15 protein-coding genes are annotated in these 16,162 nt (G+C 56.8%); 11 read left to right on the plus strand and 4 right to left on the minus strand.

All coding sequences use genetic code 11. The features are described 5' to 3' along the window. Positions 1–87 precede the first annotated feature (87 nt). Positions 88–1,131 carry a DUF1176 domain-containing protein gene (locus AB6731_RS20815; RefSeq protein WP_020883076.1) on the plus strand — a complete coding sequence of 348 codons (1,044 nt, stop codon included), beginning with the start codon at positions 88–90 and terminating at the stop codon, positions 1,129–1,131. On the opposite strand, the gene tkt is transcribed toward AB6731_RS20815, so the two are convergent. After that, the gene (gene tkt, locus AB6731_RS20820; protein WP_020883077.1) at positions 1,128–3,116 is read right to left on the minus strand and encodes a transketolase; all 1,989 of its coding nucleotides are present in this window, start codon (positions 3,114–3,116) and stop codon (positions 1,128–1,130) included. The genes AB6731_RS20815 and tkt overlap by 4 nt on opposite strands. A 19-nt stretch (positions 3,117–3,135) precedes the next feature. Beyond that, on the minus strand, positions 3,136–4,086 hold the full coding sequence (gene tal, locus AB6731_RS20825; protein ID WP_014171101.1) for a transaldolase: 951 nt from the start codon (positions 4,084–4,086) through the stop codon (positions 3,136–3,138). 290 nt (positions 4,087–4,376) lie between these two features. Between tal and maeB the strand changes: the two genes are divergently transcribed. Continuing rightward, entirely contained in the window at positions 4,377–6,656 is a 2,280-nt protein-coding gene (gene maeB, locus AB6731_RS20830) for an NADP-dependent oxaloacetate-decarboxylating malate dehydrogenase (protein ID WP_014171100.1), read from the plus strand. Positions 6,657–6,674: 18 nt separating this feature from the next. On the opposite strand, the gene hemF is transcribed toward maeB, so the two are convergent. Both hemF and amiA read right to left on the minus strand, forming a co-directional pair. Further along, positions 6,675–7,574, minus strand: coding sequence for an oxygen-dependent coproporphyrinogen oxidase (hemF, locus tag AB6731_RS20835; RefSeq protein WP_025203494.1), 900 nt, complete (start codon positions 7,572–7,574; stop codon positions 6,675–6,677). Further along, positions 7,574–8,449 carry an N-acetylmuramoyl-L-alanine amidase AmiA gene (amiA, locus tag AB6731_RS20840; protein WP_014171098.1) on the minus strand — a complete coding sequence of 292 codons (876 nt, stop codon included), beginning with the start codon at positions 8,447–8,449 and terminating at the stop codon, positions 7,574–7,576. Before amiA ends, hemF begins: the two co-directional genes overlap by 1 nt. Before the next feature lie 212 nt (positions 8,450–8,661). Between amiA and AB6731_RS20845 the strand changes: the two genes are divergently transcribed. From AB6731_RS20845 to cysM, 9 genes are all read left to right on the plus strand, one after another. Further along, positions 8,662–9,087, plus strand: a complete 426-nt coding sequence (locus AB6731_RS20845) for a GNAT family acetyltransferase (protein ID WP_020883079.1) — start codon at positions 8,662–8,664, stop codon at positions 9,085–9,087. Then, positions 9,074–9,523, plus strand: coding sequence for a DUF2919 domain-containing protein (locus AB6731_RS20850; RefSeq protein ID WP_371006765.1), 450 nt, complete (start codon positions 9,074–9,076; stop codon positions 9,521–9,523). The genes AB6731_RS20845 and AB6731_RS20850 overlap by 14 nt, the downstream gene beginning before the upstream one ends. Positions 9,524–9,586: 63 nt before the next feature. After that, positions 9,587–10,162 carry an RpoE-regulated lipoprotein gene (locus AB6731_RS20855; protein WP_020883081.1) on the plus strand — a complete coding sequence of 192 codons (576 nt, stop codon included), beginning with the start codon at positions 9,587–9,589 and terminating at the stop codon, positions 10,160–10,162. Between the two features lie 92 nt (positions 10,163–10,254). Beyond that, positions 10,255–11,154, plus strand: coding sequence for a Dyp-type peroxidase (locus AB6731_RS20860; protein WP_014171094.1), 900 nt, complete (start codon positions 10,255–10,257; stop codon positions 11,152–11,154). A gap of 175 nt (positions 11,155–11,329) precedes the next feature. Continuing rightward, positions 11,330–12,343: a thiosulfate/sulfate ABC transporter substrate-binding protein CysP gene (gene cysP / locus AB6731_RS20865; protein ID WP_221717034.1), complete on the plus strand. Its 1,014-nt coding sequence runs from the start codon at positions 11,330–11,332 to the stop codon at positions 12,341–12,343. Further along, positions 12,343–13,176, plus strand: a complete 834-nt coding sequence (gene cysT / locus AB6731_RS20870) for a sulfate/thiosulfate ABC transporter permease CysT (protein WP_020883084.1) — start codon at positions 12,343–12,345, stop codon at positions 13,174–13,176. The genes cysP and cysT overlap by 1 nt, the downstream gene beginning before the upstream one ends. After that, the gene (gene cysW / locus AB6731_RS20875; RefSeq protein ID WP_020883085.1) at positions 13,176–14,051 is read left to right on the plus strand and encodes a sulfate/thiosulfate ABC transporter permease CysW; all 876 of its coding nucleotides are present in this window, start codon (positions 13,176–13,178) and stop codon (positions 14,049–14,051) included. Before cysT ends, cysW begins: the two co-directional genes overlap by 1 nt. Beyond that, entirely contained in the window at positions 14,041–15,135 is a 1,095-nt protein-coding gene (cysA, locus tag AB6731_RS20880) for a sulfate/thiosulfate ABC transporter ATP-binding protein CysA (protein WP_014171090.1), read from the plus strand. Before cysW ends, cysA begins: the two co-directional genes overlap by 11 nt. A gap of 112 nt (positions 15,136–15,247) precedes the next feature. Continuing rightward, positions 15,248–16,159 carry a cysteine synthase CysM gene (gene cysM, locus AB6731_RS20885; RefSeq protein WP_014171089.1) on the plus strand — a complete coding sequence of 304 codons (912 nt, stop codon included), beginning with the start codon at positions 15,248–15,250 and terminating at the stop codon, positions 16,157–16,159. Positions 16,160–16,162: the final 3 nt, after the last annotated feature.

Raw genomic sequence — 16,162 nt, forward strand, 5'->3', positions numbered from 1 at the left:
CTATCCGATAAATCCGATTGAGCAACCCGGGCGGGAACACGAAGATACAGCCCAGTTAAGCGTTTTCGTTCCGGGATTGTGCCATTCATGCGCTATTGCGTCTCTCTTCTCTGCCTGTTTTGCGTGCTCACCTCCTCGCAGGTGTGGGCTGCGCCTGCCCAGCAATTATTTTCTGACTGGCAGGTGACCTGCAATAACCAGAATTTTTGCCTCGCACGCAATACCGGTGAACACCGGGGGCTGGTCATGACGCTCAGCCGCAGTGCCGGCGCGAAAACCGACGCTACGCTGCGTATCGATCTCGGCGGCCTTGCTGACCCTGCCGTGAAAGAAGCGGATATTGCGCCGCGGTTGTTGCTGGATAAGGTTCCTCTCAAGCTGGATCGGCAGCACTGGCAGTTAACCCCGTGGCATCTGAAAAGTGATGATGCCGCCACCATCACGGCGTTTCTGAAAAATATCCAGGAAGGAAAAGCCCTGACCTTGCGCGGCGGTGACCAGGTTATCTCCCTGAACGGCCTGAAAGCCGCGCTGTTGTTTATTGACGCGCAGCAGAAACGTGTCGGGAGTGAAACGGCCTGGATTAAAAAAGGTGACGATCCGCCGTTAAGCGTGCCGCCTGCACCCGCCTTAAAAAAGGTGGCGGTAGTCAATCCGACGCCGACGCCGCTTTCCCATGCCGAACTGAATGACCTGCTGGATTATGGCACCTGGCGGATGAACAACAGCCAGTGCTCGCTCGATCCTAACCGCCGGGAAGTGCGCGTCACCGCGTTAACCGATGAAAAAGCATTGCTGATTATTAGCTGTGAGGCAGGGGCGTATAACACGGTCGATCTGGCCTGGCTGGTATCGCGCAAAAAGCCGTTTTCTTCCCGCAGCGTAAGGCTGCGTCTGCCTTTCACCCCTGCAGACGATAGCAGTGAAATCGAATTGATGAATGCCCGCTTTGATGAGAAAACGCGCGAGCTGACTACGCTCGCGCTGGGGCGCGGTATTGGCGATTGTGGGGTCCAGACGCGCTGGCGTTTTGACGGCCAGCGTTTCCGCCTGGTGCGTTATGCAGAAGAGCCCAGCTGCGATAACTGGAATGGGCCAGATGCCTGGCCCACGTTGTGGATCACGCGCTAAATTACGCTCAGCGCCTTCTCAACCACATTCTCAACGGTAAAGCCAAAATACGGGAACAGCTTGTCGGCAGGCGCCGACTCGCCGTACCCACGCATCCCGACGATGGCACCTTTCAGCCCGACATATTTGTACCAGTAGTCGGCGATACCCGCCTCGACGGCCACACGGGCTGCGACGTTAGAGGGCAGGACCGATTCACGGTAGGCCTCATCCTGAGCATCAAAAATGTCGGTGGACGGCAGGGATACCACGCGTACCGCATGACCTTCGGCGGTCAGTTTTTCCGCGGCCTTCACGGTAATTTCCACCTCAGAACCGGTAGCAATCAGGATGACATCCGGTTTGCCGCCGCTGTCTTTCAGGATGTACCCGCCGCGGGCGATATTTTTTACCTGCTCCGGCGTGCGTTCAATCTGGGCCAGGTTTTGCCGCGACAGAATTAATGCCGTTGGCCCCGTGTGGCGCTCAACCGCGAGCTTCCAGCCAACCGCCGCTTCGACCTGATCGCACGGACGCCAGGTGCTGAAGTTTGGCGTCAAACGCAGGCTCGCCAGCTGCTCAACGGCCTGGTGCGTGGGACCGTCTTCACCCAGACCAATCGAATCGTGGGTGTAGACCATGATCTGCCGCGCTTTCATTAATGCCGCCATACGCGCCGCGTTACGGGCATACTCAACGAACATCAGGAAGGTAGCAGTGTAGGGCACAAACCCGCCGTGATGGGCGATGCCATTGGCAATGGCGGTCATCCCGAACTCACGCACCCCGTAGTGGATATAGTTCCCGGCAATATCCTCTTTCAGCGATTTTGAGCCAGACCAGATGGTCAGGTTACTTGGAGCCAGATCCGCGGAGCCGCCCAGCAGTTCAGGCAGGAGGGGGCCGATGGCGTTGAGGGTGTTTTGCGAGGCCTTACGGGTGGCAATTTTTGCCGGGTTAGACTGCAGATTTTCAATCAGCGCCTGGGTTTTCGCTTCCCAGTCCTCCGGCAGGCCACCGCTCATGCGGCGCGAGAATTCAGCGGCCAGTTCCGGGTGGGCTTTTTGATAGGCGGCAAATTTTTCATTCCACGCGTGCTGGGCTTTTTCACCCTCTTCGCGGGCGTCCCACTCGCGGTAGATCTCTTTCGGGATCTCAAACGGCGGGTATTTCCAGCCCAGTTTCTGCCGGGTCAGCGCCACTTCTTCTTCACCCAGCGCCGCGCCGTGGGCTTCCTCTTTACCCGCTTTGTTCGGTGAGCCGAAACCGATGGTGGTGCGACAGATGATCAGGGACGGTTTGTCCTTCACGCTTTGCGCTTCCTGAATCGCTTTTTTCACCGCTTCTGGGTCGTGGCCGTCAATTTCATGCACTACGTGCCAGTGGTAGGCCTCAAACCGTTTTGCCGTGTCGTCGGTAAACCAGCCTTTGGTCTCCCCGTCGATGGAGATACCGTTGTGATCGTAAAATCCGATCAGCTTGCCCAGCCCCAGCGTGCCCGCCAGCGAACAGACTTCGTGAGAAATCCCCTCCATCAGACAGCCGTCGCCCATAAACACATAAGTGTAGTGATCGACAATCTCGTGGTCTGGCTGGTTAAACTGCGCCGCCAGCGTGCGTTCGGCAATCGCCAGCCCGACCGCGTTGGCTAACCCCTGGCCGAGCGGCCCGGTGGTGGTCTCCACACCCGGCGTATAGCCTATCTCCGGGTGGCCCGGCGTTTTTGAGTGCAGCTGGCGGAAGTTTTTTAACTCGGATAGCGGCAGGTCGTAGCCGGAAAGGTGCAGCAGGCTGTAGAGCAGCATGGAGGCGTGGCCGTTAGAGAGAATAAAACGGTCGCGATCGTACCAGCTGGGATCGTTCGGGTTGTGCTTCAGGAAATCATTCCACAGCACTTCGGCAATGTCAGCCATGCCCATGGGGGCGCCAGGGTGGCCGGAATTGGCTTTCTGCACGGCATCCATGCTGAGGGCGCGAATGGCATTGGCTAGCTCTTTACGGGACATAATTCACTCCGTGGCAAGGTTAAAGTTTGGCGGCAAGAAGATCTTCAAGTTTGCGCTGGTCGACGGCGAACAGGCGGATGCCTTCCGCCAGTTTTTCGACGGCCATTGCGTCCTGATTGTGCTCCCAGCGGAATTCCGCTTCGGTCATGGCTTTAGGTTTGGGGAGAACGGTTGATGTGGGCACCAGTTTGCGGATAACCGTCTCCTCTTTGTCCTGCAACTCTTTAAGCAGGTTAGGGGAGATGGTCAGGCGGTCACAGCCTGCCAGGGCGAGGATCTGCTCGGTACGGCGGAAGCTGGCGCCCATCACGATGGTTTCGTAGCGGTGCTGTTTGTAATAGTCGTAGATATTACGCACCGATTTCACGCCCGGGTCCTCATCCACCACGTACGGATCCATCGGCTGTTTAGCCTGATACCAGTCATAGATTCGCCCGACGAACGGAGACACCAGGAAGACGCCGGCTTCGGCACAGGCGCGCGCCTGCGCAAAGGAGAACAGCAGCGTCAGGTTGCAATGGATCCCCTCTTTTTCCAGAACTTCCGCCGCGCGGATCCCTTCCCAGGTTGAGGCCAGCTTAATCAGAATGCGCGATTTATCGATGCCCTGCTCCTGGTAGAGCTCAACCAGGCGGCGGGCTTTCGTGATGCTCTTCTCCTGGTCGAAGGAGAGGCGGGCGTCCACTTCGGTAGAGACGCGTCCCGGGATGCTTTTCAGAATTTCCGCACCGAAATTAACGGCCAGCTTGTCGCTCGCTTCGGCGACCTGCTGCTCCTGTGTTTTACCGCGCTGTTTACCGTAGTCGATAGCGTCATCAATCAGATGACTAAAATGAGCAAGACCGGCCGCTTTGAGCAGCAGCGAAGGGTTAGTGGTCGCATCTTCGGGCTGATAGTGACGAATCGACTCGATATCACCGCTGTCGGCGACCACGGTAGTGAATTGTTTGATGCCGTCTAGTTGGTTCATAAATAATTACTCCTTGGAAATAAAAGAGTTACTCGAGTGCGTTAGTTCACACTTCTGCGAAAATCATGATGGACTTAACAAAAAAGCATAGCAGACGGGGGAGGCATTGCTTTCTGAGACGGGTAACATGGCTGTTATAAATTGATAACAATTTTTATTCTGCAATGGTGAGAGTTTGGCAGCCTTCAAAGTTTATGTGGCTGCCTGCGGCGATACTAGGCGGCACACCAGGGTGTGCTTCAGGATCGCAAACGTCACCCTTTTGACCGATACGTGAAAGGAAAAATAAGATGGATGATCAGTTAAAACAGAGTGCTCTCGATTTCCACGAGTTCCCTGTCCCAGGTAAAATTCAGGTCTCCCCGACAAAACCGCTGGCGACTCAGCGCGATCTGGCGCTGGCCTACTCGCCCGGCGTCGCGGCGCCGTGCCTCGAAATCGAAAAAGATCCGCTGGCAGCCTATAAATACACCGCGCGTGGCAACCTGGTCGCCGTGATCTCTAACGGGACGGCGGTGCTGGGATTAGGCAATATTGGTGCGCTGGCCGGTAAGCCCGTGATGGAAGGCAAGGGCGTTCTGTTCAAGAAATTTGCCGGTATTGACGTGTTCGATATCGAAGTGGATGAGCTCGATCCTGATAAATTCATCAACGTGGTTGCCGCGCTGGAACCGACCTTCGGTGGGATCAACCTCGAAGACATCAAAGCGCCGGAATGTTTCTATATCGAGCAGAAACTGCGCGAGCGTATGAACATTCCCGTGTTCCATGATGACCAGCACGGTACCGCGATTATCAGCACCGCGGCCATTCTGAACGGTCTGCGTGTGGTTGAGAAAAATCTCTCTGACGTGCGTATGGTGGTCTCCGGCGCAGGCGCGGCGGCAATCGCCTGTATGAACCTGCTGGTGGCGCTGGGCATGCAGAAGCACAACATTGTGGTCTGCGACTCCAAAGGCGTTATCTACAAGGACCGTGAGCCGAACATGGCGGAAACCAAAGCGGCCTACGCGGTAGAAGACGACGGTAAACGCACGCTGGAGGACGTGATTGACGGCGCGGATATCTTCCTTGGCTGTTCAGGCCCGAAAGTGCTGACCCAGGAGATGGTGAAGAAAATGGCGCGTGCGCCAATGATTCTGGCGCTGGCAAACCCGGAACCGGAAATTCTGCCGCCGCTGGCAAAAGCCGTGCGTGAAGATGCCATTATCTGTACCGGTCGTTCCGATTACCCGAACCAGGTGAACAACGTTCTCTGCTTCCCGTTCATCTTCCGCGGGGCGCTGGACGTGGGCGCGACGGCGATCAACGAAGAGATGAAGCTCGCGGCCGTTCATGCCATTGCGGAACTGGCGCATGCCGAGCAGAGCGAAGTGGTCGCCTCGGCGTATGGTGACCAGGATCTGAGCTTTGGCCCGGACTACATCATTCCAAAACCATTCGACCCGCGTCTGATTGTCAAAATCGCCCCGGCGGTTGCTAAGGCGGCAATGGACTCCGGCGTGGCGACGCGCCCCATCAAAGATTTCGATGCTTACGTCGATAAGCTCACCGAGTTTGTCTACAAAACCAACCTGTTTATGAAGCCCATTTTCTCCCAGGCGCGTGCCGACGCGAAACGCGTGGTGCTGGCGGAAGGGGAAGAGGCGCGCGTTCTGCATGCCACGCAGGAGCTGATCACCTTAGGTCTGGCGAAGCCAATCCTGATCGGTCGTCCGAGCGTTATCGAGATGCGTATTCAGAAACTGGGGCTGCAGATCAAAGCGGGTGTGGATTTTGAGATCGTTAATAACGAATCCGATCCGCGCTTTAAAGAGTACTGGAACGAATACTACGCGATCATGAAACGTCGCGGGATCACCCAGGAGCAGGCGCAAAAGGCCGTGATCAGCAACACGACGGTGATCGGGGCGATCATGGTCCATCGCGGTGAAGCGGATGCGTTGATCTGCGGCACGATCGGTGATTACCACGAGCACTTCAGCGTGGTGCAGGAGATCTTCGGCTATCGCGAAGGGGTCCACACCGCCGGGGCGATGAACGCGCTGCTGCTGCCAAGCGGCAACACCTTTATTGCCGACACCTACGTCAACGACGATCCGAGCCCGGAAGAGCTGGCGGAGATCACCGTGATGGCGGCAGAAACCGTGCGTCGCTTTGGTATTGAACCGAAGGTAGCGCTGCTGTCGCACTCCAACTTCGGTTCGTCGAAATCAGCGGCGGCGTGCAAAATGCGCCAGACGCTGGAGCTGGTTCGCCAGCGTGCGCCGGAACTGATGATTGACGGCGAGATGCACGGTGATGCTGCGCTGGTGGAGAGCATTCGTAACGAACGCATGCCGGACAGTCCGCTGAAAGGTTCTGCAAACGTGTTGATTATGCCGAACGTGGAAGCGGCCCGCATCAGTTACAACCTGCTGCGTGTCTCCAGCTCTGAAGGGGTCACCGTAGGACCGGTGCTGATGGGCGTGGCGAAGCCAGTGCACGTGTTGACGCCGATTGCTTCGGTGCGTCGTATCGTGAATATGGTGGCACTGGCGGTGGTTGAAGCGCAGACGCAGCCGCTGTAAGCGCTGCGCCTGCCGGTATTACACCCAGTCCCGAATCGTAATAAAGTCTTTCAGGGCAGCCTCCGGGCTGCCTTCTTTTGGTTCGTAGCTGTACTCCCAGCGAACCAGCGGCGGCATTGACATCAAAATGGACTCCGTGCGCCCGCCGGTCTGCAGGCCAAACAGCGTGCCGCGATCCCATACCAGGTTGAACTCTACGTAGCGCCCGCGGCGGTAAAGCTGGAACTCGCGCTCGCGCACGCCGTAGTCGGTATCTTTACGCCGCGCCACGATCGGCAGATAGGCCCCGGTATACCCTTCACCTACCGCCCGCATAAAGCTGAACGCGGTATCAAAATCTGGCGTGTTGAGATCGTCAAAGAACAGCCCACCAATGCCGCGCTGCTCATCACGGTGCTTCAGATAAAAATAGTCATCGCACCATTTTTTAAATTTCGGGTAGATGTCGTCCCCAAACGGCTGACAGAGATCGCGTGCGGTGGTGTGCCAGTGCACGGCATCTTCTTCAAACCCGTAGTAGGGCGTTAAGTCAAAACCGCCGCCAAACCACCAGACCGGATCGGCCCCGGGTTTTTCAGCAATGAAAAAGCGCACGTTGGCATGGCTGGTCGGCACATACGGGTTGTGCGGATGAACCACCAGCGATACGCCCATTGCTTCGAAGCTGCGGCCTGCCAGTTCTGGTCGATGGGCCGTGGCGGAAGCGGGCATCGCGTCTCCGTGGACGTGGGAAAAATTGACGCCAGCCTGCTCAAAGATGCCACCGTTACGCAGCACGCGGCTGCGTCCGCCGCCACCGGCTTCGCGCTGCCAGCTATCTTCCTGAAATTCACCGCCATCTGCGGCGGCCAGTTTCTGGCAAATCTCATCCTGCAGCTGCAGCAGGAATGTTTTTACCAGCTGTGCATTGGGTTTCATCAACGTTTCCTGGAGTGCGCTTTCTGGTTATCGAACCAGTTGAAGTAACTGATTATGCCTGAGGCGATGGCGTTGGCGATCTTCTGGCGAAACGCGGTGGTGCCGAGCAGGCGCTCTTCCTCCGGGTTGGTGATGAACGACGTCTCCACCAGTACGGACGGAATTGACGGCGACTTAAGCACCACGAACGCCGCCTGTTCGGTGCTCCTGCTGTGCAGGCGATGCACCGGTTTAATCTTCTTCAGAATATGCGAGCCGAGCGTCAGGCTGTTTTTAATGGTGTCCGTCTGAACGAGGTCAAACAGCACCTGCTGTAACAGATGATCTTTGTCGGTGGCTTTTTTCCCCGCAACCTCATCCGCCCGGTTTTCACGATCGGAGAGATATTTCGCCATGGCGCTACTCGCCCCACGGTTGGAGAGGGCGAACACCGAAGCCCCCGCCGCCGACGGGTTGGTAAAACCGTCCGCGTGAATCGACATAAACAGATCGGCACCGTGCTGGTGGGCGATCTCTACGCGGTCGTACAGCGGAATAAACGTGTCGCCAGAACGCGTCAGGCGGGCGTCAATGCCATTGCTGCGTAAAATTGCGCGCACATTTTTTGCAATCGCTAACACGACATGCTTTTCTTTCGCACCGTTTTTACCAATAGCGCCGGTATCAATTCCGCCGTGACCGGGGTCCAGCATGACCAGACGCTTCGCGCCCGGCTTTTTCGATTTCGGTTTACTGTGTCCGTTACTGGTTTTGAGCGTGCTCTCTTCTTTAGCCTGAGCCTGCTGTGCGATGCCCGTTAACGTTAAGGCCGCCAGCCCCGCTTTGAGAACCTGACGACGCGATGTGAGTGCTTTTAATGGTTTGAATGTGCTCATGCGGCCTGAATTGTAAAAATTGGGGTCCTGGTGTTATATCGTATCGTGATTAGCGTTACGACAGTCCTTATTGAGAATTGTTTTACTTTTCATTTCAATACGTGACAAAGTGACATTATGCCAAATTTTGGCGAGTTTTTCCCCGGTTATTGGCTAAACGCGATGTTCACGCCATAATCACTGTTTTTAAACCCGAAAAGGCGGTTAATACCATGGAGATACGCGTTTTTCGCCAGGAAGATTTCGAAGAGGTGATCACCCTTTGGGAACGCTGCGATCTGCTGCGTCCGTGGAACGATCCGGAAATGGATATTGAACGTAAGCTGAATCACGACGTCAGTCTGTTTCTGGTGGCAGAAGTCAACGGCGAGGTGGTGGGAACAGTGATGGGCGGGTACGACGGCCATCGCGGCTCGGCCTATTATCTGGGTGTGCATCCGGAATTTCGCGCGCGCGGCATCGCCAATGCGCTGCTCAATCGACTGGAAAAGAAACTGATTGCCCGCGGCTGCCCGAAGATTCAGATCATGGTGCGGGAAGATAACGACGTGGTGCTGGGCATGTATGAACGTCTGGGTTATGAACACGCGGACGTACTGAGCTTAGGTAAGCGCCTGATAGAAGATGAAGAGTACTGAGATCCATCCGGCAGATTATGATGCGCAAGGGCGTGTCAGGCTGCCCTTTTTGTTCTGGTGCGTTCTGCTGCTGCTGGCCCGTACCTGGGTGCTGTTTGTGATGGCCGCCGCGTCGCGCGGGCAGGGCGATACGCTTCTGACGCTCTTTTATCCCGATCACGATGCCTTCTGGCTCGGCTTGCTGCCGGGCGTGCCGGCGGTGGTGGCGTTTTTATGCAGCGGGCGACGGCATACGATCCCGCGCCTGTGGGGTGCGCTTCGCTGGCTGCTGATCCTCGCTCAGCTTGCGCTGCTCGTCTGGCAACCGGTGCTCTGGTGGGGCGGTGAACCGCTTACGGGGATCGGTATTGCGCTGGTCGTAGCGGATATCGTGGCGCTGCTGTGGCTGCTGACGAATCCCCGCCTTCGCGCCTGTTTTACGCATCAGGAAGATTAACCTGGCACTTTTTGCCGATACCGCACTCCAACAAGCGTTGATTTAACATGTAAGGACGTTTCAATGAAATCGCTGCGTTTACTTTTATGCGCTCTCCCGCTGGCGTTAACCGGCTGTTCAACGCTCTCATCAATTAACTGGTCTGCGGCCTATCCGTGGAACTGGTTTGGCTCTTCAACGGAAGTGACCGAGCAGGGCGTGGGTAAAATTACCGCCGCGACGGCGCTGGATCAGGACGCCCTTCAGGATGCACTGGGTGGCGGTTATCGCCTGCGCAGCGGCATGAAAACAGAAAACGGCAATATCGTGCGTTATTTCGAAGCGCTGAAGGGTGACACGCTGGCGCTGGTGATTAACGGTGATAAAGGCACGGTAAACCGCATTGCTGTGATGGACGACGACATCCCAACCGAAAGCGGTGTGAAAGTGGGAACCCCGTTTAGCGAACTCTATAAACAGGCCTTCGGCAACTGCACCAGCGCCCCGTCTGACGACGGCGTGGCAGTGGAATGTAAAGCGCAGGGCAGCCAGCACATCAGCTATCTCTTCACCGGTACCTGGAGTGGTCCGGAAGGTTTAATGCCGTCCGACGACACGCTGAAAAGCTGGAAAGTGAGCAAAATTATCTGGAAGCAGTAATTTGCGCCTGGACAAACCGTCTCGCTGAAATACGGGTATAATAGCCGCCATCAATGCCACGCTGACGTGGCATCTTTATTTCAGGAGGAGCGATGTCTCAGGTTCAGAGTGGCATTTTGCCAGAACATTGCCGCGCGGCGATTTGGATTGAAGCCAATGTTAAAGGGGATGTGGATGCCCTGCGTGCGGCCAGTAAAGCGTTCGTTGATAAGCTGGCCACCTTCCAGGCCAAATTCCCGGACGCCCATCTGGGCGCGGTCGTTGCCTTTGGTCATAACGTCTGGCGTCAACTGAGCGGTGGCGAAGGCGCCGAAGAGCTGAAGGATTTTATCCCTTACGGTAAAGGCCTGGCACCCGCAACGCAGTTCGACGTGCTGATCCACATTCTCTCGCTGCGTCATGATGTGAACTTCTCCGTTGCCCAGGCGGCGGTTGCGGCTTTTGGTGACAGCATTGACGTTCAGGAAGAGATCCACGGTTTCCGTTGGGTGGAAGAACGCGACCTGAGCGGCTTCGTTGACGGAACTGAAAACCCGGCGGGTGAAGAGACGCGTCGTGAAGTGGCGGTGATCAAAGACGGTGTCGACGCGGGCGGCAGCTATGTGTTCGTCCAGCGCTGGGAGCACAACCTCAAGCAGCTGAACCGCATGAGCGTGCATGACCAGGAGATGATGATTGGCCGTACGAAAGAGGCCAACGAAGAGATCGACGGCGATGCCCGTCCTGTCACCTCTCACCTGAGCCGCGTTGACCTTAAGGAAGACGGGAAAGGTCTGAAGATTGTTCGCCAGAGCCTGCCATACGGCACAGCAAGCGGTACCCACGGTCTTTACTTCTGTGCGTACTGCGCGCGCCTGCATAACATCGAACAGCAGCTGCTGAGCATGTTTGGCGATACCGACGGCAAGCGTGACGCCATGCTGCGCTTCACCAAACCGGTGACCGGCGGCTACTACTTCGCCCCGTCCGTCGAGCGTCTTCTGGCGCTGTAAGTGCTTTCCACCCTCTCCCGCACGGAGAGGGCTGGGGTGCGGACCACGACGGGCTGCACCCTTATTCTCTTTTCTGCTTGTAAATCACCAAACGGTATATAAAACCGTTACTCCTTTCGTCCTCGTTATAAATATTATGACTATAAGATAGTCATCACATTTATAAGGGTGCGCAATGGCCGTTACTGTACTGAAAAAAGGATCGCTGGCACTGGCAGGTTTGCTGCTGGTGGCACAGGCGCAGGCTACTGAGCTGCTGAACAGTTCGTATGATGTTTCCCGCGAGCTGTTTGCCGCCCTTAACCCACCGTTTGAACAGCAGTGGGCGAAAGACAACAACGGCGACAAGCTGACCATTAAACAGTCACACGCAGGGTCGTCCAAACAGGCGCTGGCCATTCTCCAGGGGCTGAAAGCGGATGTGGTGACCTATAACCAGGTCACTGACGTGCAGATCCTGCACGACAAAGGCAAGCTGATCGCCGCTGACTGGCAGAGTCGTTTGCCGAACAACAGCTCACCGTTCTACTCCACCATGGGTTTCCTGGTGCGTAAGGGCAACCCGAAAAATATCCACGACTGGAATGACCTGGTGCGTTCCGACGTGAAGCTGATTTTCCCGAATCCAAAAACCTCCGGTAACGCGCGCTATACCTATCTGGCTGCGTGGGGCGCGGCGGACAAAGCTGACGGTAACGATAAAGCGAAAACCGAGCAGTTCATGACCCAGTTCCTGAAAAACGTCGAGGTGTTTGATACCGGCGGTCGCGGTGCGACCACGACCTTTGCAGAGCGCGGCCTGGGCGATGTGCTGATCAGCTTTGAGTCGGAAGTGAATAATATCCGCAAACAGTACGACGCGCAGGGCTTCGAGGTCGTTATCCCGAAAACCAATATCCTCGCCGAGTTCCCGGTAGCGTGGGTAGATAAAAACGTGCAGTCCAACGGCACAGAGAAAGCGGCAAAAGCTTACCTCAACTACCTGTACAGCCCACAGGCGCAGACGATCATTACCGATTACTACTACCGCGTGAATAACCCGGAAGTGATGAACAAACTGAAGGATAAATTCCCGCAAACCGAGCTGTTCCGCGTGGAAGACCATTTCGGCTCCTGGCCTGATGTTATGAAAACGCATTTTGCCAGCGGCGGTGAGTTAGACAAATTGCTGGCTGCGGGGCGTAAGTAATGTTTGCAGTCTCTACCAGACGTGTGCTGCCGGGCTTTACCTTAAGCCTCGGGACCAGCCTGCTGTTCGTCTGCCTGATCTTATTGTTGCCGCTCAGCGCGCTGGTGATGCAGCTTGCGCAAATGAGCTGGGCGCAGTACTGGGAAGTGATAACCAACCCGCAGGTCGTCGCAGCCTATAAGGTGACGCTGCTGTCGGCGTTTGTGGCGTCCATTTTTAACGGGGCCTTTGGCCTGCTGATGGCGTGGATCTTAACCCGCTACCGTTTCCCGGGCCGTACGCTGCTCGACGCGTTAATGGACCTGCCGTTTGCGCTGCCGACGGCGGTGGCGGGCTTAACCCTCGCCTCGCTCTTTTCCGTGAACGGGTTTTACGGTGAGTGGCTGGCGAAGCTTGATATCAAAGTGACCTATACCTGGCTCGGTATCGCGGTCGCGATGGCGTTTACCAGTATTCCTTTTGTTGTACGCACCGTGCAGCCAGTGCTCGAAGAATTAGGCCCTGAATACGAAGAAGCGGCGGAAACACTGGGTGCCACGCGCTGGCAAAGCTTCCGCAAGGTCGTCCTGCCTGAGCTTTCTCCGGCGCTGCTGGCCGGTATCGCGCTGTCGTTTACCCGTAGCCTCGGTGAGTTCGGCGCGGTTATTTTCATTGCCGGGAACATTGCGTGGAAAACCGAAGTCACCTCGCTGATGATTTTTATCCGCTTGCAGGAGTTTGATTACCCGGCGGCGAGCGCGATTGCCTCGGTCATTCTTGCCGCATCGCTGCTGCTGCTCTACTCAATTAACACTCTGCAAAGTCGCTTTGGTCGACGCGTGGTAGGTCACTGATGGCGGAAGTTACTCAATTGAAGCGATACGATGCTCCCCGTATCAACTGGGGAAAATGGTTTCTGATTGGTACGGGCGTGCTGGTGTCCGCCTTCATTCTCGTCGTGCCGACGATTTATATTTTTGTTCAGGCGTTCAGCAAGGGGTTGATGCCCGCGCTGGAAAACCTGGCGAACCCGGATATGCTGCACGCCATCTGGCTGACCGTACTGATTGCGCTTATCACGGTGCCGGTCAACCTGGTGTTCGGTACGCTGCTGGCCTGGCTGGTAACGCGCTTTAACTTCCCGGGACGTCAGCTGCTGCTGACCCTGCTGGATATCCCGTTTGCCGTGTCGCCGGTGGTGGCCGGTCTGGTGTATCTGCTCTTCTACGGCTCTAACGGCCCGCTGGGCGGCTGGCTGGATGAGCATAACCTGCAGGTCATGTTTGCCTGGCCGGGCATGGTGCTGGTCACGGTGTTTGTAACCTGTCCGTTTGTGGTGCGCGAACTGGTCCCGGTGATGTTAAGCCAGGGCAGCAACGAAGATGAAGCGGCAATTCTGCTGGGCGCATCCGGCTGGCAGATGTTCCGCCGCGTGACGCTGCCGAATATTCGCTGGGCGCTGCTCTATGGCGTCGTGCTGACCAATGCCCGCGCCATTGGCGAGTTCGGTGCAGTTTCGGTCGTCTCGGGCTCCATCCGCGGCGAAACGCTGTCGTTACCGTTACAGATTGAATTACTGGAACAGGACTACAACACCGTCGGTTCCTTTACTGCCGCAGCGTTACTGACGCTGATGGCGATTTTGACCCTGTTTTTGAAGAGTGTGGTGCAGTGGCGTTTAGAGAACCAGGAAAAACGTCAGCACCAGGAGGGAAATCATGAGCATTGAGATTGCCAATATTAAGAAGTCTTTTGGTCGCACCCAGGTGCTGAATGATATCTCGCTGGATATCCCTTCCGGACAAATGGTGGCACTCCTCGGGCCGTCTGGCTCGGGTAAAACCACGCTGCTGCGCATTATCGCCGGGCTTGAGCATCAGACCAGCGGACATATTCGTTTTCACGGTACCGACGTAAGCCGTTTGCACGCCCGCGACCGTAAAGTGGGCTTTGTGTTCCAGCATTACGCGCTGTTCCGCCATATGACCGTGTTTGATAACATCGCTTTCGGTCTGACCGTGCTGCCTCGCCGCGAGCGCCCGGATGCGGCCACCATCAAAGCGAAAGTGACCAAACTGCTGGAGATGGTACAGCTTGCGCATCTGGCTGACCGCTTCCCGGCGCAGCTTTCCGGCGGCCAGAAGCAGCGCGTCGCGCTGGCGCGGGCCCTGGCCGTTGAGCCGCAAATTCTGCTGCTGGATGAGCCGTTTGGCGCGCTGGATGCGCAGGTGCGTAAAGAGTTACGCCGCTGGCTGCGTCAGCTGCATGAAGAGCTGAAGTTCACCAGCGTCTTCGTCACCCACGATCAGGAAGAGGCGATGGAAGTCGCAGACCGCGTGGTGGTGATGAGCCAGGGGAACATCGAGCAGGTTGATGAGCCAGAGCAGCTCTGGCGTGAACCGGCGACCCGATTTGTCCTCGAGTTTATGGGCGAAGTTAACCGGCTGCAGGGCACCATCCGCGGTGGGCAATTCCACGTGGGCGCACACCGCTGGCCGCTGGGATACACCTCCGCACATCAGGGGCCGGTCGATCTGTTCCTGCGTCCCTGGGAAGTGGACGTGAGCCGCCGGACGAGTCTGGATTCACCGCTGCCGGTGCAGGTGCTGGAAGCTAGCCCTAAAGGGCACTACACCCAATTGGTGGTACAGCCGCTGGGCTGGTATACCGAGCCGCTGACGGTGGTGATGCGTGATGACGAGCCGCCGTACCGGGGCGAACGCCTGTTTGTTGGGCTGCAGCATGCCCGTATTTATCATGGCAATGAGCGCATAGAGACGCGCGAGGATATTGCTCTGGCGGAGTCAGCCTGATAGGTTAATGACACGTAGTTTGGCCGGAGGCGCTGCGCTTAGCCGGTCTGGAATATGATCTCCGTATGCCCGGAGCGCTGCGCGCCACCGGGCTTTTTATTGGACAGCGATCTTGAACACATTAGAACACACCATCGGCAACACCCCTCTGGTCAAACTTCAGCGCATGGGGCCGGACAACGGCAGCGAAATCTGGGTCAAACTCGAAGGCAATAACCCTGCCGGTTCGGTGAAGGACCGGGCTGCGTTGTCCATGATTGTGCAGGCCGAAAAACGCGGTGAAATTCAGCCCGGCGACGTGCTGATTGAAGCCACCAGCGGTAACACCGGTATTGCGCTGGCGATGATTGCCGCGCTGAAAGGCTATCGCATGACGTTGCTGATGCCCGATAACATGAGCCAGGAGCGCCGTGCGGCGATGCGCGCCTATGGTGCCGAACTGATTCTGGTCTCTAAAGAAGAGGGGATGGAAGGGGCGCGCGACCTGGCGCTAGCCATGGCCGAACGCGGTGAAGGCAAACTGCTCGATCAGTTTAATAACCCGGATAACCCGTACGCTCACTACACTACTACCGGTCCGGAAATCTGGCAGCAGACCAACGGGCGCATCACTCACTTCGTCTCCAGCATGGGCACGACAGGGACCATTACCGGCGTATCCCGTTTTCTGCGCGAGCAGGAAAAGGCGGTAACGATTGTGGGTCTGCAGCCGGAAGAGGGGAGCAGCATACCGGGTATTCGCCGCTGGCCGGCGGAATACATGCCGGGCATTTATAACGCCCAGTTGGTGGATCAGGTGCTGGATATTCATCAACGCGAGGCGGAGAATACGATGCGTGAACTGGCCGTGCGTGAAGGTATCTTCTGCGGGGTCAGCTCGGGTGGCGCGGTAGCGGGAGCATTGCGTGTTGCGCAGGCACATCCCGGGGCTGTCGTGGTGGCGATTATCTGCGACCGCGGCGATCGCTATCTTTCTACCGGCGTCTTTGGTGAAGAGAGTTATACGCAGGGGGCGGGGATTTAAGCG

The sequence above is a fragment of the Enterobacter sp. RCC_40 genome, assembly GCF_041360735.1.
Taxonomy (GTDB): domain Bacteria; phylum Pseudomonadota; class Gammaproteobacteria; order Enterobacterales; family Enterobacteriaceae; genus Enterobacter; species Enterobacter ludwigii.

What these genes read in the sequence shown, in the direction of transcription:
- cysT (WP_020883084.1), top strand. Translation starts at nt 12,343, where the DNA reads ATGTTTGCAGTCTCTACCAGACGTGTGCTGCCGGGCTTTACCTTAAGC.
- AB6731_RS20815 (WP_020883076.1), top strand. Translation starts at nt 88, where the DNA reads ATGCGCTATTGCGTCTCTCTTCTCTGCCTGTTTTGCGTGCTCACCTCC.
- tal (WP_014171101.1), bottom strand. Translation starts at nt 4,086, where the DNA reads ATGAACCAACTAGACGGCATCAAACAATTCACTACCGTGGTCGCCGAC.
- amiA (WP_014171098.1), bottom strand. Translation starts at nt 8,449, where the DNA reads ATGAGCACATTCAAACCATTAAAAGCACTCACATCGCGTCGTCAGGTT.
- tkt (WP_020883077.1), bottom strand. Translation starts at nt 3,116, where the DNA reads ATGTCCCGTAAAGAGCTAGCCAATGCCATTCGCGCCCTCAGCATGGAT.
- maeB (WP_014171100.1), top strand. Translation starts at nt 4,377, where the DNA reads ATGGATGATCAGTTAAAACAGAGTGCTCTCGATTTCCACGAGTTCCCT.
- hemF (WP_025203494.1), bottom strand. Translation starts at nt 7,574, where the DNA reads ATGAAACCCAATGCACAGCTGGTAAAAACATTCCTGCTGCAGCTGCAG.
- AB6731_RS20845 (WP_020883079.1), top strand. Translation starts at nt 8,662, where the DNA reads ATGGAGATACGCGTTTTTCGCCAGGAAGATTTCGAAGAGGTGATCACC.
- cysW (WP_020883085.1), top strand. Translation starts at nt 13,176, where the DNA reads ATGGCGGAAGTTACTCAATTGAAGCGATACGATGCTCCCCGTATCAAC.
- cysA (WP_014171090.1), top strand. Translation starts at nt 14,041, where the DNA reads ATGAGCATTGAGATTGCCAATATTAAGAAGTCTTTTGGTCGCACCCAG.
- cysP (WP_221717034.1), top strand. Translation starts at nt 11,330, where the DNA reads ATGGCCGTTACTGTACTGAAAAAAGGATCGCTGGCACTGGCAGGTTTG.
- AB6731_RS20850 (WP_371006765.1), top strand. Translation starts at nt 9,074, where the DNA reads ATGAAGAGTACTGAGATCCATCCGGCAGATTATGATGCGCAAGGGCGT.
- AB6731_RS20860 (WP_014171094.1), top strand. Translation starts at nt 10,255, where the DNA reads ATGTCTCAGGTTCAGAGTGGCATTTTGCCAGAACATTGCCGCGCGGCG.
- AB6731_RS20855 (WP_020883081.1), top strand. Translation starts at nt 9,587, where the DNA reads ATGAAATCGCTGCGTTTACTTTTATGCGCTCTCCCGCTGGCGTTAACC.